The organism is Streptomyces flaveolus, from assembly GCF_044765825.1.
GTDB classification, from domain to species: Bacteria; Actinomycetota; Actinomycetes; order Streptomycetales; family Streptomycetaceae; genus Streptomyces; species Streptomyces flaveolus.
Window position 1 is genome coordinate 134,580 of the sequence record NZ_JBIWKU010000015.1, and the last position, 19,945, is coordinate 154,524.

General features: G+C 73.5%; 16 protein-coding genes. 8 read left to right on the top strand and 8 right to left on the bottom strand.

Features of this window, described 5'->3' with window-relative positions; all coding sequences use genetic code 11:
- Nucleotides 1-32 precede the first annotated feature (32 nt).
- The gene (locus tag ACIRG6_RS33995) at nt 33-2,456 is read right to left on the bottom strand and encodes a penicillin acylase family protein (RefSeq protein ID WP_403325525.1); all 2,424 of its coding nucleotides are present in this window, start codon (nt 2,454-2,456) and stop codon (nt 33-35) included.
- A 140-nt stretch (nt 2,457-2,596) separates the two neighbouring features.
- Here ACIRG6_RS33995 and ACIRG6_RS34000 point away from each other — a divergent pair, with 140 nt between their 5' ends.
- From ACIRG6_RS34000 to ACIRG6_RS34025, 6 genes are all read left to right on the top strand, one after another.
- The gene (locus ACIRG6_RS34000; protein ID WP_403325528.1) at nt 2,597-4,102 is read left to right on the top strand and encodes an acyl-CoA synthetase; all 1,506 of its coding nucleotides are present in this window, start codon (nt 2,597-2,599) and stop codon (nt 4,100-4,102) included.
- 44 nt (nt 4,103-4,146) lie between these two features.
- A complete protein-coding gene (locus ACIRG6_RS34005) occupies nt 4,147-4,704 on the top strand; it encodes an SMI1/KNR4 family protein (RefSeq protein WP_365021238.1) in 558 nt (185 codons plus the stop codon).
- A 58-nt stretch (nt 4,705-4,762) separates the two neighbouring features.
- Nucleotides 4,763-5,602 carry an alpha/beta fold hydrolase gene (locus tag ACIRG6_RS34010; protein ID WP_403325531.1) on the top strand — a complete coding sequence of 280 codons (840 nt, stop codon included), beginning with the start codon at nt 4,763-4,765 and terminating at the stop codon, nt 5,600-5,602.
- Nucleotides 5,603-5,745: 143 nt separating this feature from the next.
- Entirely contained in the window at nt 5,746-5,988 is a 243-nt protein-coding gene (locus ACIRG6_RS34015; RefSeq protein WP_189233424.1) for a DUF397 domain-containing protein, read from the top strand.
- A 130-nt stretch (nt 5,989-6,118) separates the two neighbouring features.
- The gene (locus ACIRG6_RS34020) at nt 6,119-7,021 is read left to right on the top strand and encodes a universal stress protein (RefSeq protein WP_364681763.1); all 903 of its coding nucleotides are present in this window, start codon (nt 6,119-6,121) and stop codon (nt 7,019-7,021) included.
- A gap of 107 nt (nt 7,022-7,128) precedes the next feature.
- Nucleotides 7,129-7,626 carry a hypothetical protein gene (locus ACIRG6_RS34025; RefSeq protein ID WP_189233422.1) on the top strand — a complete coding sequence of 166 codons (498 nt, stop codon included), beginning with the start codon at nt 7,129-7,131 and terminating at the stop codon, nt 7,624-7,626.
- 13 nt (nt 7,627-7,639) lie between these two features.
- On the opposite strand, the gene ACIRG6_RS34030 is transcribed toward ACIRG6_RS34025, so the two are convergent.
- Nucleotides 7,640-9,613 carry an N-acetylmuramoyl-L-alanine amidase gene (locus ACIRG6_RS34030; RefSeq protein WP_364681761.1) on the bottom strand — a complete coding sequence of 658 codons (1,974 nt, stop codon included), beginning with the start codon at nt 9,611-9,613 and terminating at the stop codon, nt 7,640-7,642.
- A gap of 263 nt (nt 9,614-9,876) precedes the next feature.
- Nucleotides 9,877-11,019, bottom strand: a complete 1,143-nt coding sequence (locus ACIRG6_RS34035) for an aminoglycoside phosphotransferase family protein (protein WP_364681759.1) — start codon at nt 11,017-11,019, stop codon at nt 9,877-9,879.
- A 280-nt stretch (nt 11,020-11,299) separates the two neighbouring features.
- On the opposite strand from ACIRG6_RS34035, the gene ACIRG6_RS34040 reads away from it, so the two are divergent.
- Entirely contained in the window at nt 11,300-12,808 is a 1,509-nt protein-coding gene (locus ACIRG6_RS34040) for a DNA-binding protein NsdB (RefSeq protein ID WP_239767326.1), read from the top strand.
- A 15-nt stretch (nt 12,809-12,823) separates the two neighbouring features.
- Here the strand turns inward: ACIRG6_RS34040 and ACIRG6_RS34045 are convergent, their stop codons facing one another.
- The 4 genes from ACIRG6_RS34045 to ACIRG6_RS34060 all read right to left on the bottom strand — a co-directional run bounded on the left by ACIRG6_RS34045 (nt 12,824) and on the right by ACIRG6_RS34060 (nt 18,314).
- Nucleotides 12,824-14,143, bottom strand: a complete 1,320-nt coding sequence (locus ACIRG6_RS34045; RefSeq protein ID WP_364681757.1) for a PP2C family protein-serine/threonine phosphatase — start codon at nt 14,141-14,143, stop codon at nt 12,824-12,826.
- A 273-nt stretch (nt 14,144-14,416) separates the two neighbouring features.
- Nucleotides 14,417-15,436 (bottom strand): Gfo/Idh/MocA family protein, encoded by a 1,020-nt coding sequence (locus ACIRG6_RS34050; protein WP_403325537.1) that lies wholly within the window; start codon nt 15,434-15,436, stop codon nt 14,417-14,419.
- A 106-nt stretch (nt 15,437-15,542) separates the two neighbouring features.
- The gene (locus ACIRG6_RS34055; protein ID WP_364681753.1) at nt 15,543-16,637 is read right to left on the bottom strand and encodes a baeRF3 domain-containing protein; all 1,095 of its coding nucleotides are present in this window, start codon (nt 16,635-16,637) and stop codon (nt 15,543-15,545) included.
- A 90-nt stretch (nt 16,638-16,727) separates the two neighbouring features.
- Nucleotides 16,728-18,314, bottom strand: a complete 1,587-nt coding sequence (locus ACIRG6_RS34060; protein WP_364681749.1) for an alpha/beta hydrolase — start codon at nt 18,312-18,314, stop codon at nt 16,728-16,730.
- Nucleotides 18,315-18,574: 260 nt separating this feature from the next.
- Here ACIRG6_RS34060 and ACIRG6_RS34065 point away from each other — a divergent pair, with 260 nt between their 5' ends.
- Nucleotides 18,575-19,267: a chaplin gene (locus ACIRG6_RS34065; RefSeq protein WP_364681747.1), complete on the top strand. Its 693-nt coding sequence runs from the start codon at nt 18,575-18,577 to the stop codon at nt 19,265-19,267.
- A 168-nt stretch (nt 19,268-19,435) separates the two neighbouring features.
- Here the strand turns inward: ACIRG6_RS34065 and ACIRG6_RS34070 are convergent, their stop codons facing one another.
- On the bottom strand, nt 19,436-19,921 hold the full coding sequence (locus tag ACIRG6_RS34070) for a nucleoside deaminase (protein WP_364681745.1): 486 nt from the start codon (nt 19,919-19,921) through the stop codon (nt 19,436-19,438).
- Nucleotides 19,922-19,945 lie beyond the last annotated feature (24 nt).

Sequence of the window (19,945 nt, forward strand, 5' to 3'; positions counted from 1 at the left end):
GGGTCACCGGACGGGCCGCGGGACGGTGCCGCTCAGCGTTCGCGCACCCGGACGATCCGCAGCGCGGGCGACGCCAGGATGTCCCGCTCGCAGAAGCGGGACGTCACCCACTTCTCCTCGGAGAACAGCCGGGTCTGGTCCGCGTGGTGCGGCGAGCCCGGGTCGGAGGACTGGGAGTAGGTCAGCAGCGTGCGGGCCACCGGGCACCGGCCGCCGTCCCAGCCGACGGCCTGGATGTAGCTGGAACCGGTGGTCACCTCGGTGTAGCCACCGTGCGCCGGGTCCCAGACGGGCTCGACCTTGTTCCAGACGCCCAGGGACTCGGTGCCGCCGCCGACGGGGACGCGTGCGCCGTCGCGGACGACGAACTGGTGCTCCCCGAGCGGCGCGTCGAGCGGGATGCCCGCGGCGCGCAGCTCGCCGACCGCGTCCGCGAGGGCGGTGGCGACACCCTGCGCGCCGGTGTTCAGCGTGTTCGGGGTGCGGACCGGGTCCGCCGGCGAGAACGGCACCTTCCACAGCTCTCCCGCCGGCACGGCCCGGTTGAGCGCCCGCCAGAACCGGTCGAAGAGCAGCGCGCCCCGGCTGCCGGTGTCCATGGTGCGGTCCCAGCCGGCGAGCACGTCACAGGCCTCCCGCACGTCCACGGACCGGCCGTCGCCGCCCGTGGCCGTGGAGCCGGGCAGCGCGGCACAGGCCTTCGCGGCGTCGGCCGCGGTCAGCTCGCCGGCGGGCGCCCGGTCGGCGAACTGCTGCCGCTGGAGGTCCCGTACGGTCAGCCCGCCCCGGTCCGCCATCGTCGCCACGTCCTCGATCGCGCCCCGCGTGCGCATCGTCCGCTGGGTGCCGACCGTGCCGAAGATCCGCTCGTAACCGGTCAGCGGCCGGTCGGCGTTGGCCAGCCAGGCGCTGTCGTTGGAGTTCTCCGCGTACGGCGCGTCCTTCAGCGTGGGCATGCTCGACGGGCCGAAGATCCCCGGCTGGACCGCGTCCCGGTCACGGCCGAGCGCGCAGTCCCCGCGCGAGCCGTCCAGCACCGCCAGCCCCGAGGACGGGTACGTCACCTTGCCGAGCGGCGTGGAGCAGCGCCCGGCGAGGTCGTCGGTGATGCGGGGGAGCACCTGGGACTGGGTGAACAGGGTGTGGCCGCGCGAGTCGGCGGCGATCGTGTTCACCCACGGCAGCCCCTGTGTGCGGCGCAGGGAGGCGAGGACGTCGTCCGTGCCGCGGGCCCGGCTGAAGCCGAGGGCGGTGTCGGAGCCGCGCAGATTGGTGGCGTTCGGATCGTTCAGCGCGTACGCGGTCGTCGCCGTCCAGGGCAGGGGCAGCGAGGCGCCGAGCGAGGTCACCACCGGGCCGTACCGGGTCCACCACTGCGTTCTCGTCACCGGGGTGCCGTTGCGCACGGCGACGGTGACGGACCGTTGAGTCATCCGCTCGCGCCTGCCGTCCACCAGGTAGACCGTCGGGTCGGCCGGATCCAGCGTCAGCTGGTGCAGGTTGAGGGTGACGCCCGTGGCGACGGTGTGGCTCCAGGCGACGTGCGCGTTGTGGCCGATGGACATGGTCGCCGAGCCGAGCAGCGAGGCGCCCGAGACGTTCAGCCGCCCGGGGATCGTCTGCTGGGACTGCCAGAAGCGGCGCCCGCCCTGCCAGGGGTAGTGCGGATTGCCGAGCAGCAGGCCGCGGCCGTTCGCCGTGGTGCCGCCGCCGAAGGCGACCGCGTTGGAGCCCATGTCGGCGTCGCCGGCGGCGAAGAGCGTCCGGGCCGCGCGGGCGGTCGCCTCGGCGCCGGGGCCCTGCGCGGTGCCGGTCCCGGCCGTCGTGCCCGGCGGCCGCGCCGCCGTGATGCCGTCCACCGCCCGGCCCTGTCCGCCGAGCACGGAGAGGGCGAACCCGCGTGCGGCCACGTCCAGCGCGGTCACCGGCCGCACCCAGGCGGCGCCCCGGCACGCAGGGTCGGTGATCCGGTTCTGCTCCAGCCAGGCGTTGTAGCCCGCGGCGAAGCCCCGCATCAGCTCCTTGGCGTCCCGGCTCGGGCCCCGGGGCGCCGGCTCGGCGAGCAGCCTCTCCACGGTCCCGGCCCGGCGCACCCCGGAGAAGTACAGGTCGCTGGAGAGGTTCGTGGCCGCGGAGGAGAGGGAGAGGTCGGGCGCGGCGTCCGGGCCGAAGAAGCGGGAGCGTTCGCCGCGCACGGTCACGAAGCCGTCGGCCAGGGTGCAGACCTGGTCGGCGGCCTGCGCCCAGCCGGTGCCGAAGCCGAGGTTCGCGTAGTCCTTCGCGACGATGTGCGGAATGCCGTACTCGGTGTACCGGACGACGGCGGACAGCCCGCCGTGGGACGGCCGTTCGGCCCGGCCGCCCGAGGGTCCGTCCGCGGCGGCCGCGGGCAGGGTGGTCGCCGCGGTGAGCAGGGCGACGGCCGTGACGACGAGTCGTCTCCGGCGGATGCGCATGGTGCCTCCCGACGTCTTTGGGGAAGGAGCGGCTGAGCGTACCAGTCGGTATGTGCACGTGTCAGTGGCATGACAGTACGAGTCACGGCGCCGCCCGCGCACGTCTTGACCCGCCCCGCGTACCGGCCGAGGATCATGCCATGACGCCCGGACACCGCAGCACGGTCGACGGGGTGCTGCGGCGCAGCGCCCGACGCACCCCCGCGCGCGTCGCGGTGGAGTACCGCGACCGCTCCTGGACGTACGAGGAGCTCGACACCGCCGTCTCCCGCGCGGCGAGCGTCCTGCGGGAGCAGGGGCTCGCGCCCGGCGACCGGGTCGGTGCCTACGGGCACAACTCGGACGCCTATCTGATCGCCTTCCTCGCCTGCGCCCGCGCCGGACTCGTGCACGTCCCGGTCAACCAGAACCTCACCGGCGACGACCTCGCCTACCTCGTCCGCCAGTCCGGCAGCGCCCTCGTCCTCACGGACCCGGACCTCGCCGGCCGCCTTCCCGGCGGCGTACGCACCCTGCCGCTGCGGGACGCCGACGGCAGCCTGCTCGACCGGCTGGCCACGGCACCCGCGTACGACGGGCCCGAGCCGGACGGCGAGGACCTGGTGCAACTGCTCTACACGTCGGGCACCACCGCGCTGCCCAAGGGCGCGATGATGACCCACCGCGCCCTGGTGCACGAATACCTCAGCGCCATCACCGCCCTGGACCTCGGCGCCGGCGACCGCCCCGTGCACGCGCTGCCCCTCTACCACTCGGCGCAGACGCACGTCTTCCTGCTGCCCTACCTCGCCGTCGGCGCGACGAACATCGTCCTGGACGCACCCGACGGCGACCGCATCTTCGACCTGATCGAGGCCGGCCGCGTGGACAGCCTCTTCGCGCCGCCCACGGTCTGGATCGGCCTCGCGAACCGCGCCGACTTCGCCACCCGCGACCTCGGCGGCCTGCGCAAGGCCTACTACGGGGCGTCGATCATGCCCGTGCCCGTCCTGGAGCGGCTGCGCGAACGCCTCCCGCACCTCGCCTTCTACAACTGCTTCGGCCAGAGCGAGATCGGCCCCCTCGCCACCGTCCTCGGCCCCGACGAACACGAGGGCCGCATGGACTCCTGCGGCCGGCCCGTCCTGTTCGTCGACGCGCGCGTGGTCGACGAGGACGGCAAGGACGTGCCCGACGGCACCCCCGGCGAAGTCGTCTACCGTTCCCCGCAGTTGTGCGAGGGCTACTGGGACAAGCCCGAGGAGACCGAGGCGGCCTTCCGCGGCGGCTGGTTCCACTCCGGCGACCTCGCGGTCCGGGACGCCGACGGCTACCTCACCATCGTCGACCGGGTGAAGGACGTCATCAACTCCGGCGGCGTCCTGGTCGCCTCCCGCCAGGTCGAGGACGCCCTCTACACCCACGAGGCCGTCGCCGAGGCCGCCGTCGTCGGCCTGCCCGACGAACGCTGGATCGAGGCCGTCACGGCGGTCGTCGTCCGCCGCGGCGAGGTCACGGAGGACGAACTGATCGCCCACGCCCGCGAGAAGCTGACCGCGTTCAAGGCCCCCAAGCGCGTCCTGTTCGTGGACACCCTGCCGCGCAACGCCAGCGGCAAGATCCTCAAGAGAGAACTGCGCGACCGCTTCGCCGGTTCTCGGCCGTGACCCTGAAACCGCTGTTGCAGAGTCACGTGGACAGGGTCCGGCACATGACAACGCTCGACGACCTCGTCCGTCTGTGTCCGCCGCCCGCCGAGCCGCCGCCCGCCGTGGACTGGACGCAGGCGGAACGGGCCCTCGGCTCAGGTCTGCCCTCCGACTACAAACGTCTGGTGGAGACGTACGGAGACGGGGTCTTCGACGAGACGGTCTGGCTGCTCGTGCCCGACTCGGCCCACGACGACTGCGATCTGTTCGCCCAGGCCGCCGAACGGGAAGAGATCCTGGCCCAGTTGTGGGCGGCGGGAGAGGAGCAGCCCGCCCACCTCTTGGAGGAGGGCGCGCGAGTGCTGCCGTGGGCCCACGAGGAGGGCACGGGAGCCTTCCTGTACTGGCTGGTGCGTCCCGGCCAGGATCCCGACGCGTGGACGGTCCTCTACAACGAGGGCCGCGGTCCCCTGTGGGAGCACCACGACACCGGGTGCCTCGCGTTCCTGCTGTCGGTCCTCGACGGGACGGCGCGGACGGAGTACTTCGGCTACCTCTACGAGGTGCTGAAACCCTCCGTGCACCGTTTCACCACGGCCGACGAGGCCCTCGGGACCTGACGGCGACGCCGGGGCAACCCCGTTGCGCCCGCCGCGGCCGGCGGTCATGATCGACGCCATGCCGACCCTCTCCGCGTACGACGGGACCGAAATCGCCTACCACGTCCGGGGTGACGGTGACCCGCTCGTCGTCCTGCCGGGCGGACCCATGCGCGCCTCCGCCTACCTGGGCGACCTCGGCGGTCTGACGGCCCACCGCCGGCTGGTCCTCCTCGACCTGCGCGGCACCGGCGACTCCGCGGTGCCCGACGACCCCGCGACGTACCGCTGCGACCGGCTCGTGGACGACGTGGAGGCCCTCCGCGTCCACCTCGGACTGGAGCGCATGGACGTCCTCGCGCACTCGGCGGGCGGCAGCCTCGCCATGCTGTACGCCGCCCGCCACCCGGCACGCGTGCGGCGGCTCGTCCTGGTCACCGCCACACCGTGGGCGCTGGACCTGCCGGCAACGCCCGAGGACCGGCTCGAAGCGGCACTGCTGCGCAAGGACGAGCCCTGGTTCGAAGACGCGTTCGGGCCCTTCCGGGCATGGCTGGCCGGGACCGGCGACTTCGATCCCGTGTTCGTCCCCTTCTTCCACGGCCGCTGGAACGACGCGGCCCGCGACCACGACGCCCGCGGCGAGGAGGAGACCAACGAGGAGGCCGCCGACGTCTACCTGTCCCCGGACGCCTTCGACCCGCCCGCCACCCGGGCGTCCCTGGCCCGTTGCGCCGCCCGGGTACTCGTTCTCGCAGGTGAGCTCGACGGCGGCCCCCGCCCGGAACTCGCCCGCCGCTGCGCCGGCGTCTTCCCGCACGCGGAGGTCGCGGTCCAGCCGGGCGCCGCGCACTACCCGTGGCTGGACGATCCACAGTGGTTCGTCCGCCGGGTCGCCGCCTTCCTCGGGCACGACTGAGACGGGAGAGCCCCGGGGATCCCGCGCGACACCCGGGGACCGCGGCGCCGATCTTCCGAAAGGCACGCCCCGCACGGCCTGTCGGCGGTCCGGCCCGATCGCTAGGCTGGCCCGCGGACGACGAAACCGGGAGGAGCACGGACGTGGCCGAGAGCACCACCCAACAGCGCCCGCTCATGGGCTGGGACAAGCCGGAGCTGGATCTCAGCAACGCGCAGTGGCAGTCCAGCAGCCGAGGAATGGGGGATGTCCAGATCGCCTTCGTCGAGGGGTTCATCGCCATGCGGAACAGCGGCAGCCCGCAGAGCCCCTCCTTGATCTTCACCCCGGCGGAGTGGGGCGCGTTCGTGTCGGGAGCGAGGGAAGGGGAGTTCGACCTCACCTGAGACCCGGCCGATCCGGGGGTGTTCCGCCCGTTTTTCCGGACACGCGACCGTGAGCGCCCCATCGGAGCCGACGCCTGGGCGAGGCTGACGCCACGAGGGGGAAGGTCGTCCTTCCGGAGGTGAGGAACCCATGAGCACCCTGCCGGTCATCGCGGCGGTCGACGGTTCGCAGGACAGCCTGCGCGCACTGGACTGGGCCGCCGACGCGGCCCGCGGGCGCGCGGCGCCCCTGCGGGTGGTGCACGTGCGGCAGTACGCCGCCTGGGCACAGGCCGACGTCCTGGTCGCCGGCCCGCCGGACACCGGCGAGGACCCGGTGATCGAGGAGGCCCGCGCCCGTCTGGGGGACCGGGCCGACGCGCCGGTGACGGAGTACCTCGGCATGGAGGGCGTACCGGGCGCCGCGCTGCCGGAACTGGGCGCCGACGCCCAGCTGCTGGTGCTCGGCTCCCGCGGCCGCGGCGGATTCGCCAGCCTGCTGCTCGGCTCCAACAGCCTGGCCGCCGCCCGCGACGCCGAGTGCCCCGTCGTCGTGGTGCCCCGCCCCGGCCGCGAGGTGCACGGCGAGCCGCCGGCCGAGCCCGGCCCGCGGGTGGTCGTCGGCCTGCACGTGGACAGCCCCGACGACGCGGTGCTGGCCTTCGCCTTCGCCGAGGCCGCGCGCCGTGGCGCCCGGCTCCAGGTGGTCGCCGCCTACCCGTGGCCCGTGCAGACCTGGGCCGCCGCGGGACAGATGATGCCCCTGGTGATCGACGAGGTCTCCGTCGAGAGCGAGACCCGCGTCCTGGCCGACGGCCTCCTCGCGCCCTACCGGGGACGCCACCACGACGTCCGCGCCGATACGTACGTCGTGGCCGGTGACGCGGCGGGACACCTCGTCGCCGCCTCCAAGGACGCCGAACTGGTCGTCGTCGGCCGTCACCGCCGGCGCCTGCTGGCCCCCGCCCGCATGATGGGCTCGGTCACCCACGCCGTCCTGCTGCACGCGGCGTCCCCCGTCGCGGTGGTGCCGCCCGCCCCGCCGGAGGAGTGACCCCACACGGCCGCCCGGGGGAACCGGCCGCGGACCTCACCGGCACCTCCTGGCCCGGACGCCCGCCCGCACTCCGTTCAGGCGGTCCGGCCACGTACCATGGCGGCATGTCGTTCCTCCGCCGCCGCAGCGCCACGCCCGCCGGGCCCGACTTCGACGTACTGGCCATGGACCCGGGCGACTGGCCCGGGAACCTGGGCGCCGGACTGCTCCCCGCGCCCGACGGCAGCTGCCAGGGCGTCTTCCTGCGCTACGACCTGTTCGGCGGGCGCGGCCCCGCGATGATCATCGGCAATCTGCCGGAGGGCTCCCCGGCCCGCGAGGTCCCCGAGGGCGAGATCCCCTTCGAGGTGGCCCAGCTGCTGCTGGCCCTGGAGAACGACGAGGAGATCACCGTCGTCGGCACCGAGGACGTGCCGGTCATGCAGGGCGACAACCTGCTGATCGTGCGCCGCCTCAAACTCTCCGAGAGCCGGATCTCCTGCGTGCAGTTCGACCGCAGCGACAACGTCCTGGTGACCATCGCCGCCTGGGACCGCCCCATCACCGACGACCTGTACGCCCTGCTGAAGCCGCTCCCGGCGGAGCTTTTCCAGCAGGGCTGACCCGGCCCGGCCGCTAGCGCGCGGTCGTGAGCGTGACGTCCGCGGCACGCACGTACGCGACCCGGTGGCCGTACTGGATCTCGTAGTACCGGTCCTCGCCGGTCACCACCTGGTGGGACGCCTCGTCGAAGGTGACCGCGTAGTAGTACTCGCCGGGCACCTCGTCGCCCACCACGTACGCCTGCCCCTTCGGCAGCGTGTACCGCAGCGGCGACACCGCCTGGGCGGGGACCCCCGCCGGGTAGGCGGCCTTCTCCGGGTACGCGCGTCCGTACACCGGGACGCTCTCCAGACCGGCGCGCGGGGTGATCAGCCGGCCCGAGGCCGGCACCGCCGCCGGGTGCTTCTTCGGGTCGTGGAACCAGGCCTTCTGGCCCAGGTACCAGATGGCCGTCCAGTCGCCCCACCGGTCGGCCACCGCGAACTGCTGGCCTGTGGAGACCCGCGACGACAGGTCGTTCACCCCGGTCGTCGGCGTGCTGCCGAGACCCACGTCCTTGATCAGGGGCGCGTTCACGTCGTGGTCGGTGTACAGCCGCACCTCGCTGGAACCGTGCTCCGCGCACGGCGCGCCCGCGGTCTCGCAGCCGGTGTACTCCGGGCGGTTCGTGTCGTAGTCGGGCCGGATCGTCACCAGCTGCGCCTTCGCGCCGGCGGTCGGCTCGATCGGGCGGCCCAGCAGCTGGAAGTAGTGCCGCCAGTCCCAGTACGGGCCCGGGTCGGTGTGCATCCCGGGCACGGTCGAGGTGGTCGGGCCGGGCACGTTGTCGTGGCCCAGGACGTGCTGCCGGTCCAGCGGGATGTCGTACTTCGCGGCCAGGTACTTCACCAGCCGCGCCGACGACCGGTACATCGCCTCCGTGTACCAGGCGTCCGGGTCCGCGAGGAAGCCCTCGTGCTCCAGGCCGACCGAATTCGCGTTGACGTACCAGTTGCCCGCGTGCCAGGCCACGTCCTTGGCCTTCACGTGCTGCGCGATGTGGCCGTCGGTGGAGCGCAGCGTGTAGTTCCAGGAGACGTAGGTCGGGTCCTGCACCATGTTCAGGACGCCGTTCCAGGCGCCCTCCGTGTCGTGCACGACGATGTACCGGATGCGCTGGGAGGCGGGACGGTTCCCCAGGTCGTGGTTGCCGTAGTCGCCGTCCCCGAACTCCTCGTAGGGTGCCGGGATCCACTCGCAGGACACCGACGCCGGGCACTCGGTACCGTCGGCGGAGGCGGCGCGCAGGCCGGTGTGCGCCAGCTGCGCCGTGTCGGGGGCCACGCCGGGGAGGGCGGCCAGCGCGATCCGCTGCCCGGTGTCCGTGGTCCGCCGTTCACCGGTGCGGATCACCCCGTACACGTCGGCGGCGTACGCCGCCGCCGTCGCGGAGTCGTCGGCCCCCGAGAAGCGGGCCACCGCCCCGTACCAGTCCGCGGGGTCCTCGCTGAGCGGCTCGCCCAGCTCACGCTGTGCGGCGGCCAGCAGCGCGGCGCCGCCCGACACGTTCGCGGCCGGGTCGGTGCGCAGCGCGTCCGGGCTCAGCCCGGTCAGCTCGGCCGCCCTCGGCAGCGTGGTCAGCCGGGCCGGCAGCTCGGTGTCCGCCGGGACAGTCGCCTCCCGCGGCCGCAGCGGGGAGCGGGCGTCGTCGCCGCGCGGGTCCTCGGCGCCCCCGCCGTGGTGCGAGGCCCCGGCCAGTGCGGTGCGGGCGTCGGTGAGGTGCATGGGGCCGTAGCCGCCGGTCACGCTCGGGGCGCCGCCGTGCGTGTCCCAGCGGGACTGGAGATAGGAGACGCCGAGCAGGACGGACTGCGGCACGTGGTACTCGGCCGCGGCGGCGGCGAACGCCCGCTGGAGGCCGTCGGGGGCGGGCGGCACGGCCGGCCCGGCGGCGGACGGTGCCGCGCCGAGCAGCGGCAGCAGCAGCGCCGCCGCGGCCAGGGCACCTGCCGTCGTACGGACGCGTCTGCCGGGGGCGGGGTCGGGAACGGTGGCGGATCCTCGCAAAGCGGCCTCCTGTGACGGTCGGGCGTGGCGGGGCGTGCGGGGCCGGGCGTGGGGTCAGTCGTACCCGGCGGTCCGACGATCCGTCAATCATGCCGACACCGCGGCGATTTCCCACGTCAGCAGGGCTTCGGCGAGTTTCGTGGCGGCGGCTCACGGGCCTGCGGGGCGTCAGTGGAGTACACCAATGGCCCTCCCCGGAAGGCGCGGACACACAAAATCCGCGGTGCGCCCTTCCAGGGCGACACCGCGGATTCCCGTCCTCGTCAGCGCGTGCCGACCGCCGCGCGCACGGCCCGCCGGGCCAGCTGGCAGTCGTCGTGCAGCCGTCGCAGCAGCAGCCGCTGCTCCTCCCCGGAGGGCACGGCACCCGGAGGAGCCGCCGGCGGGGTCACCGGAGCCGCCTCGTGCATCGACCGCTGCACGGCCGTCTCGTACGTGCGGATCTCCCGGGTCAGTACGAGCATCAGGTTCACCAGGAACGCGTCACGCGCCGCGGGACCCTGTGCCTGGGCGATCTGGCTGATCTGGCGGCGGGCCACCGGGGCGTCACCGAGCACCGACCACAGGGTCGCGAGGTCGTAGCCCGGCAGGTACCAGCCGGCATGCTCCCAGTCCACCAGCACCGGCCCGGCCGGTGACATCAGGATGTTGGACAGCAGCGCGTCACCGTGGCAGAACTGGCCCATGCCCTGTCGCCCGGCCACGTGGGCGATGCCGTGCAGCAGCTTCTGCAGGTCGCCCAGGTCCCGGTCGGTGAGCAGTCCGAGCTCGTGGTACCGGGAGATCCGTGCCGCGTAGTCCAGCGGGGCGTCGAAGGTCCCGGCCGGCGGCCGCCAGGCGTTCAGCCGGCAGATGGCGCCGAGCGCCGCCCTGATGTCCGCCCGCGGCGGTGCCTCCAGCGGATGCCGCTGCAGTGCCGCGGGCCGCCCCGGCATCCGCTCGATCACCAGCGTGCCGTTGTCCGGGTCCGCCGCGATCAGCCTCGGCACCCGCACCGGCGGGCGGTGCCGGACGAACGAGCGGTATGCCGCTATTTCGTGCCTGATCCGCTCGGCCCACGCGGGGGAGAGGTCCAGTAAACACTTGGCGACCGCGGTGCTGCGCCCGGTGGTGCCGACCAGGAGGACGGACCGCCCGCTGCGGCGCAGCACCTGTACCGGCGCGAACTCCGGGCAGATCCGGTGCACGGAGGCGATCGCCGTGCGCAGTTGGGCGCCCTGGGCGCCGGACAGGTCGATTCTGCCGCTGAGCGGTTGCGTGCCGGCTCCCGCGCCGCGCCGCGCCCTGCCCGCCCCGAGCACCGGGGCCGCCGGACGCGCGGGGGCGAGATAGGGGCCGCCGCCCGCCGCCGGGCGGGGGTGGAGCGATCGCTGCGGGGCGGACACGGAGGACGATGCTGCGTACATGGGCTGGACAGATCCCTTCGTGTGCCTGCTGTGCCTGCCTGGAGGCGATGCCCGCCGGAACGGGCGAGCCCTCCGCTAAGCCTTCGCGCTACCCGCCCGGCCGCCGGGGGCCACCCTGGGGAGTACCCCCGCGGCGACCGGGTCGAGGTGGCGCTTTCCTACCTGACACCCGGCCGCCCGTGGCACACCATCTGGCGCACCCTGGCGAACGGTGGCGAATAGTCGCCCGGCAACCTGCACCGGGCTACTGTCAACTCAGCCGAGAACCTGGGGGCTTGACGTGAGCGGAGAACCCAACACCCGTCTGTCGGATCTGTTCGGCCTGGCCGGCTGGTCCAAGGGCGAGCTCGCGAGGCTGGTCAACCGGCAGGCGGCGGCCATGGGCCACCCCCAGCTGGCGACCGACACCTCGCGGGTGCGGCGGTGGATCGACATGGGAGAGATCCCGCGCGATCCGGTGCCGCGGGTGCTGGCGGTTCTGTTCACCGAGCGTCTCGGCCGTGTCGTGACCATCGAGGACCTCGGTCTGGTCCGGCACGGGCGCGCGGGGAAACGGCAGGGCGGCGGGAGCGATGAGCATCCCGACGGAGTGCCGTGGGCGCCCGAGCGGACTGCGGCGGTCCTCACCGAATTCACGGGAATGGACCTCATGCTCAACCGACGCGGCTTGGTGGGCGCGGGCGCCGCGCTCGCCGCGGGATCCGCACTCAGCAGCGCCATGCACGACTGGCTGCACACCGACCCTGCCCTGGCTGCCGACGCACCCCACTTCACCGACCCCCTGCACGCCGACCCCGTCGGGTACGACCGTTACGAGGCCGCCCCCATCGGGTCGCAGGAGATCGAGGAACTGGAGCGCTCGGTCGAGGTGTTCCGTGCCTGGGACGCCGCCCGTGGCGGCGGGCTCCAGCGCAAGGCGGTCGTGGGCCAGCTCAACGAGGTGGGCGGCATCCTCGCCTACCACCATCCGCCCCACCTGCAAAGGCGCCTGTGGGGCGTGGCGGCCAACCTCGCCGTACTCGCGGGCTGGATGTCGCACGACGTCGGCCTGGAGCCCACGGCGCAGAAGTACTTCGTCATCGCCGCCCATGCCGCGAGAGAGGGCGGCGACCGGCCCCGGGCCGGCGAGGCACTGTCCCGGGCGGCCCGCCAGATGGTGCACCTGGGCCGGCCCGACGACGCGCTGGACCTGATGAAGCTCGCCCAGTCCGGCTCCGGCGAGCAGGTACTGCCCCGCACCATGGCGATGTTCCACACCATCGAGGCCTGGGCGCAGGCGTCCATGGGCAAGGGCCAGGCGATGCGCCGGACCCTCGGCCGGGCGGAGGACCTGTTCGTCTCCGACAAGAGTGATGTGCCGCCGCCGAGTTGGATGCAGTTGTTCAACGAGGCGGATCTGTACGGCATGCAGGCTCTCGCCTACCGCACGCTCGCGGAGTTCGAGCCGGATGCCGCCGCGCACGCCCAGCACTACGCGGACAAGGCACTGGCACTGCGGGTCGACGCACAGGAGCGGTCGAAGATCTTCGACCATCTCTCCATGGCGTCCGCCTGCTTCATCGCCGACGACCCGGAGCAGGCGGCCGGGTACGCGCGCCTGGCGCTGGTGTCGATGGGTTCCAACTCCTCGCGCCGCACCTGGGACCGGCTGCGCCAGATGTACCGGCTCACCGCCCAGTACGCCGGCTATCCGAAGATCCAGGAACTGCGGGAGGAGATCGAACTCGCGCTGCCCAAGGGGAAGTCGTCCAAGGGCAGGGGGAGGGGCGGGAACATCGCTCCGGCGTAGCCGGCGGCGGACGCGCTACGACGTCACGCGGGCGACCAGCACACAGGCGTCCCGGCGGACGGATTCGCCGAGTGCCTCCGTCACGATGCGTACGCCGTCCTGCGCCGACAGTGCCCCGGTCAGACGGGGAGCCAGGGCGAGGAGGCGGTGCGCGGCCGTCGGCACGAGTCCGCCGGTGTGCAGGAGCAGCAGGTCGCCGGCCTCGAGCGTCGCCGTGGCCGCCTCGTCCAGCTCGCGCCCCGTCCCGTCGCGGAACAGCAGCGGGGCGGGGCCGTCGGCGTGCGCCCACGTCAGGGCGCGGGTGCGGGGCCGGTAGCCGCAGTACACGGCGTCATGCACGGGCGGCAGGGTGGTGGACTCCAGTAACCGGGCGAGCCGGTCCGGCAGTTCCGAGGGCCGCGCGCCCGCCGTCGCCAGGCCGCGCAGGGCGCTGATCACCATGGCCGGCGCCGGCGTCACAGCGGTGCCCGGGTCCGCGAGGGTGCCCACACTGAGCAGCGTCTCGTCGCCGGTCAGGGGGCACGCGTCGTACCAGCCGCCGCAGCGGGGTGCGTCGGCGGACGCCGGAAGGCACCCGGCGGCCAGGTCCAGGCCGGGCCGTCCCTGGTCCGGGAACCGCAGGAGGGCGTGCCAGGGCGGTGGCACGGCCTCCTGCGGTTCTACCGCGGCCCGCTGCTCGATGGCCGCGTCCCGCGGGTGGCGGTGGAGCGAGTCACGGGTCTCGCTCACCACCCGCTGGCTGCGGCGCAGTTCGCTGACGTCCCGCAGTACCGCCCACATCGAGGCGGTGCTGCCGTCGGCGTCGAGCACGGGCTCGCCCATCATGTGCACGGTCCGTACGGTGCCGTCGGGGCGCACGACGCGGAACTCCCCGTCGATGGGCCGGGCGTCGACGAGACAGTCCGTGACCATCGCGGTCAGCTTCGACCGGTCCTCGGCGAGTACCAGGGACGGCAGTTCGTCGAGGCTGAGGGGGGCGGCGGCCGGGTCGAGGCCGAGGATCCGGAAGAGTTCACCGGACCAGTCGGCCTCGTCGGTCAGGAGGTTCCATTCGGCGCTGCCTACCCGGCTGAGCAGCGAACCGGGCCGCGGCGCGGGGGCCGGCCCGTCCCGCAACTGCGCCAGATGCTCGTCGAGATCGCTGAGCTGGTGCAGCGCCAGGTCGTACAGGGCACGCTGCCAGCGGCCCTGCGGGTCCGTCGCGTCGTGCCGGGTGTCCCGTCGCACGGCGTCCACGTCGCCCCGCAACCGCCGTGCCTGCGAAATCAGGGCCTCGACCGAGCCGCGTCCTGGTGGCTGGGCGGCTGGGCGGTCCGCGGAGAGATGGGACGACATGACGCACTCCGATGTGCAGACGGTACGACCTGGGCGGATCCGAGGGGTGGCGGAAGGACCGTTACGACTGTTGCACAGCCCGCGACGCCCTGTAAGGGATTCGGCGACACACGATACGGTGGTGCTTCCGGCATATGCCAGCGTCTTCCCGGAGCGACTTCCGCGCACGTATGACGTACGCCCGCGGTCGGTCAAGTCGTAGTGCGCCTACGCGACTTGCGGTCGACCGGCACCCGGTGACGTCGTCGCCCACGTGTTCGCCGGATACCTGTTCTACGACGGGGCGTGCAGTGCCGACCGGGGAGCCGGTTCGACCGTGGTCCGCACCCCTGTCTCCAGGGCCCGGACGCCGGCCTCGGCGACGACGGAGGCGACGTATCCGTCCCAGGCGCTCGCGCCGGTGACCCGCCCCTGCCGGGTGGCGTCGACCCACTCCTGCACCTCGCGGTCGTAGGCGTCCGCGAACCGCACGAGGTAGTCCTGCGGCACCTCCTCCCGGGCGCCGCCCTCCGCCGTCACCACCATGGTGTGCGCCTCCCCGATCCGGGCACTGCCCGCCTCGCAGACGGCCTCGCAGCGGACCTCGTAGCCGAAACCGCAGTTGACGAAGACCTCCACGTCGACCAGTGCGCCCCGCTCGGTCTCGAAGAGCACGAACTGCGGGTCGAGCAGCCCCTCGGGAGCGCCCGTGGACGGCCGGGGCCGCAGCACGGTCACCGCGGTCAGCTCCTGGCCCAGCAGCCAGCGGGCGGCGTCGATCTCGTGCGAGACGGAGCTGTTGACCAGCATCGCGGACGTGAAGTGCGGCGGGGAGGACACGTTGCGGTGCACGCAGTGCAGCATCAGTGGCCGGCCCAGCCGCCCACCGTCCAGCAGGGACTTGAGCCGCCGGTACTCGGGGTCGTGACGTCGCATGAAACCGATCTGGGCCAGCCTGCGGCCGAGCCGCGCCTCCGCCTCCACCACGCGCAGCGCGCCCGCGGAGTCGGGCACCATCGGCTTCTCGCACAGCACCGGCAGGCCGCGGGCGAAGGCGGCCAGCAGCGCCTCCTCGTGCGCCTCACCGGGCGAGGCGATCAGCACGGCCTCGACGCCGGGCGCGTCGAGCGCGGCCTCGGCGTCCGTGTGCACGGCCACCCCGTCGATCCCGGCCGCGGCCTCCCGCGCCCGCTCGGTGTCGGGGTCGGCGACGGCGGCGACCCTGGCGCCGCTGACCACCCTGTCGAGGCGTCGTAGGTGATCGGCGCCCATGTGCCCCGCGCCCAGGACCGCCACACCCAGAAGTCCGCTCACGCTCCGCGCGCTCCTTCCCCGTCCGCCGCGCACCCGCGAGGACGGATGCGTGTACGGCGAACAGGGTGTCATGGTCGTCAAGGCCCCGTGCGCGCGGCGACGGGCGTCAGTACCGCAGCACCCCCGCGATGCCCTCCACGTCCTCCAGCGCACCGTCCGGCACGAACCGGACGTCGGCGCCGGTCTCCAGGCACTGCTCGACGATCTCGTCCACGATGTCCTCGCGGGCGTCGAGGTCGCCGCTGTCCGCGGGCATCAGGTGTTCGCCGTCGTCCCGCATCGTCACCCGGAAGTTCTCCTCGACGGCGAGCAGCCGGACGCGCCCGGTGTGCGCGCTCTCCCACAGCTCGTCGACGCCCGCCGCAAAGTCCTTGCGCCCGCGGGCCGCCTCCAGCTCCCTGGCCACGGCCTCGACGGAGCCGCGCGCCTGGTCGTCGAGCACCGGCCGCACCGCCTGCCACACGGCTTCCGCCGTACCGTGGGCGAGACCCCCGTGCTGAACGGACACGGCGTGCGCCGCGACCCCGCCGGCCTCCTCGAACAGCGACAGCGCGGCCTCCGGCCCGGTGATGTACAGCGGCCGGGGATGCGTGCGCAGCACCTTGTCCATCGCGGTGTCGGCCTCACGCAGGAACTGGCGGGTCCGCTCGTCGCGGAAGGCGCTCGGCGAGTCGCCGATCCGCTCCTGCCGCTCCGGGTCGAAGTTCTCCGGCGGCCGGTCCATCGGGAAGCCGCCGATGCGCTCCTCGACGACCCGGTCCCCGCCGCCGTTCCACAGCGTGACCCGGTCCGCGGCGACCGACAGCACCCAGAACGGCCGCTCGGCCGCCTGCGCGGCCACGAGGTTGCGGGTCAGGAAGGTGTCCGAGAGCACCACGCGCTCGGGCACGGAACGGGCCAGCGTCCAGACCTGGTGCTCACCGGGGGCGGCGAAGATCGCCAGACCGTCCTCGGCGTGCGTGAGATCGACTTCGGCGAGGGCCCGGTCGAGTTCCCGGGCGACCTCGAGACGCCGTTCCCGGGTGACGGCCGGATCGTCCTCCAGCTGTTTCTTGGCCTCGGCGACCACATTGCGCAGCCGGACCGGGTCCTGGGCGTTGTCCGGCTCGCGGCGGTGCGTCGGCGTCAGCACGGACACCGCCGGATACGGACGGGGGCGTCGTAGCTCGGCAAGGGCTGAGGGACTCAGATCGTGCTCCATGTCAGCACCATAGAGCGGTCGGACGTATCAGGCATTCGGAGCAATCGGTGTGCGCCGGGGCCGTCCTCGTCCTGCCCCGTCACCGACGGCTCATTCCTCCTCGTTCTCGGCGCCGCAGGAGCTGCCGTCGGGCGGCAGGGAGCCGTAGAGGAGGAAGTCGTCGACCTTGCGGTGCACGCAGTCCGAGGACGCGTAACCGGTGTGTCCCTCGCCCTTGTTGTCGAGCACCACCGCCGAGGGGCCGAGCCGCTCGGCCGTCTCCACGGTCCAGCGGTACGGCGTCGCCGGGTCGCCGCGGGTGCCGACCAGCAGCATCTTCGCCGTGTCGACGTTCTTCACGTCGTCGCGGATGTAGTCGGTGCCCTTGGGACGGCCGTAGCACATCAGCACCTGGGTGAGCCGGTACCGACCGAAGACGGGTGAGGCCTCCTCGTACTGCTTGCGCAGCCGTCCCAGCGACCGGGCGACCTGCTCGGCGGTCGGACGGTCGGGATCGTCGGCGCAGTTGACGGCCATCAGGGCGGCCGGCAGGTTGTCCATGGGGACGTCCTCCTCGTCGGTGAGGCCGCCGCCGTCCTCGCGGCCCCGGCCGCGGACGGGGAAGGTGACGCCGCCGGACACGAAGCCCTCCAGGCCGCGGGTGTCGCCGTCCTCCAGCAGCTGCGCGAGGGCGCGCTCCAGCGAGGGCCACAGCCTCTGGCTGTAGAGCGCCTGCCCGATGGCACCCACCATGTCCTGCCCGGAGAACGCCTCGCCGAAGGCCGTCGGCACCGGGTCCGCGTCGAGCGAGCCGACGAGCTGGACGACCTGGCGCCGGGCGTCCCGGGCGTCCTGCCCGAACGGGCAGGCGACGTCCTCGACGCACCAGTCGAGGAAGTTCTCCAGCGCGGTCTGCTGCCCCCGCGCGCCGGCCAGGCCCTGTTCGGCCAGCGGTTCCGTCAGCGTGTCCACGCCGTCCAGGACCACCCGGCCCACCTTGTCCGGGAACTGTGCGGCGTAGACCGAGCCCAGCCGGGTGCCGTAGGAGAAGCCGAGGTAGTTGAGTCGGTCGTCGCCGAGCGCCGCGCGCATCACGTCCATGTCCCGGGCGGCGTTCACCGTGCCTATGTGGGGCAGCACCGGACCCGAGTGCTTCGCGCACTCGGCGGCCGCGTGGCGCAGCTTCCCGAGCACGGACCGCGGGTCCTTGATCTCCTCGTCCCCGTCCGTCGCCTCGATGATCTCCCCGGTCGCGGGACCGCAGGTGACCGGTGAGGACCGGCCGACGCCGCGGGGGTCGAACGTCACCACGTCGTAGCCGTTGGTCAGGTACATGAAGTCCTTGCCGCCGGCGGCGAGTTCGCTGACGCCGGAACCGCCCGGCCCGCCGAAGTTCAGCAGCACCGAGCCCCGCGAGTCACCGGTCGCCCGGTACCGGGCGAGGGCCAGGTCGAGGGTTCCGCTCCTGGGACGGTCGTAGTCGAGGGGGACGGTGACCTTCGCGCACTGCAGGTCCTTCGGTACCGCCATGCCCTCGCACGCCGACCATCTGATCTTCTGGTCGTAGAACCGGGACAGGTCGGGTCCGGTGTCGTCCGCGGTCGCGGCGGGCAGCCCCGCGCCCAGCAGGGCCAGCCCGAGCGCTCCGGTGACCGCGCAGCGCCGGACCGACGGCCGAGTCGACAGCTTGACCAGCATCGATGCCTCCCGGGACGCCCCGTCGCGGACCGGTCGTCGGCGCCCTCGATCACCATAAACGGGCCTCGCACCCGGCGCCTCCGGGCGCTTTCGCCGGGCTCGCGCAGGCTTGCGCGGGCGTGCGGACACCGTGCCGCTCGTTCGACAAACCGCCCACTCGATGGAGTGAAAGGCGGATAAGCCATAACTCGGATGGTGCGCCCGCGTTTTAACCGGTGCGGGCGAGCGCCCGCGACAATGTCTGGAAGGCAGGGAACCTCATGAGAAGGGTTACCCGAAACGGTGTGTTCGCTGTCGCCGCCTCCGGCGCGCTGGCCGTGACGATGCCGGCGTACGCGGCGTTCGCGTCCGACGGTGCCGTGGCGAACGGCTCCGCGGTCGGTTCGCCCGGAGTGATCTCCGGCAACACCGTCCAGGTCCCCGTGGACGTCCCGGTGAACGTGTGCGGGAACACGGTGAACGTGGTCGGGCTCCTCAACCCGGCCGTGGGCAACACCTGCGCCAACACCGGCACGGGCGGCGCGGCGCACGAGAAGACGGACGCCCCGTCGGGCACCTCCGGTGGCGGTGCCGTCGCCGAGGGCGAGGCGAAGGGCTCGCCGGGCGTGCTCTCCGGCAACGGCGTGCAGCTGCCGGTCCACGTCCCCGTGAACGTCAGCGGCAACAGCGTGAACGTGGTCGGCATCGGCAACCCGGCCGTCGGCAACGAGTCGGTGAACACCTCCGGCGACCGTCCCGAGGAGCCGCTGCGCCCGGAGAAGCCGGCGCCCTCCGCACCCCCCGTGGAGCGCGCGCAGCCCCAGCCGTCGCCGCACACGGCCCCGCCGCGGGCCGTGGAGTCCCTCGCCCACACGGGCACCGACGCGACCCTGCCCGCCCTCGCGGGCGGCGCCGCGCTCGTCCTGGGCGGAGCGGTCCTCTACCGGCGTTTCCGCCCGGGAGCCGGGGGCTGACCGAGGCGGACGTCTGTCCCGCTCTCCTGCCGGCGGGGTGTGCCACGGCGCCCACCCCGCCGGGACGAGGCGGCGGGCGCGGCTCCGCGGGCCGCGCTCTCTTCCTTCGGCCCACGGCCCCCGACACCCCCGACGCCCGGTCGCGTCGGGGGTCTTGTGCGACTCGGCTCAGGCGCCGCCCCCGTGGAACCGGTGATGCAGCGCCCGCACCTCCTCCGCCAGCTCGGGCACGGGGCCCTCGACCGGCACGCCGGGCGCCACCTCGCCGATCGGCAGCGTCCGGACCGGCGGGGCGGGAACACCCAGTTCCGCCAGCCAGGCGCCGAGCTGCTCCGACGAGGCGACGTACACGATGCGCCCGAGGCCCACCCAGGCGTGCGCGGCGGCACACATCGGGCAGTGCTCGCCGGACGTGTACACCGTGGCCGCGGCCCGCTCCTCGGGAGTGAGGTGGGCGGCGGACCAGCGCGCGAGCTCGAACTCGGGGTGCCGGGTGCGGTCGCCGGAGGCCACCCGGTTGTGGTCCTCGGCCAGCACCGTGCCGTCCGCGCCCACCAGGACCGAACCGAACGGCTCGTCCCCGGCCTCCAGTGCCTCGGCCGCCAGTTCCACACAGCGGCGTAGATGGCGCAGTTCGGCGTCCTTCACGACCATGGCGTACGGCCCTCCTCGCGATGT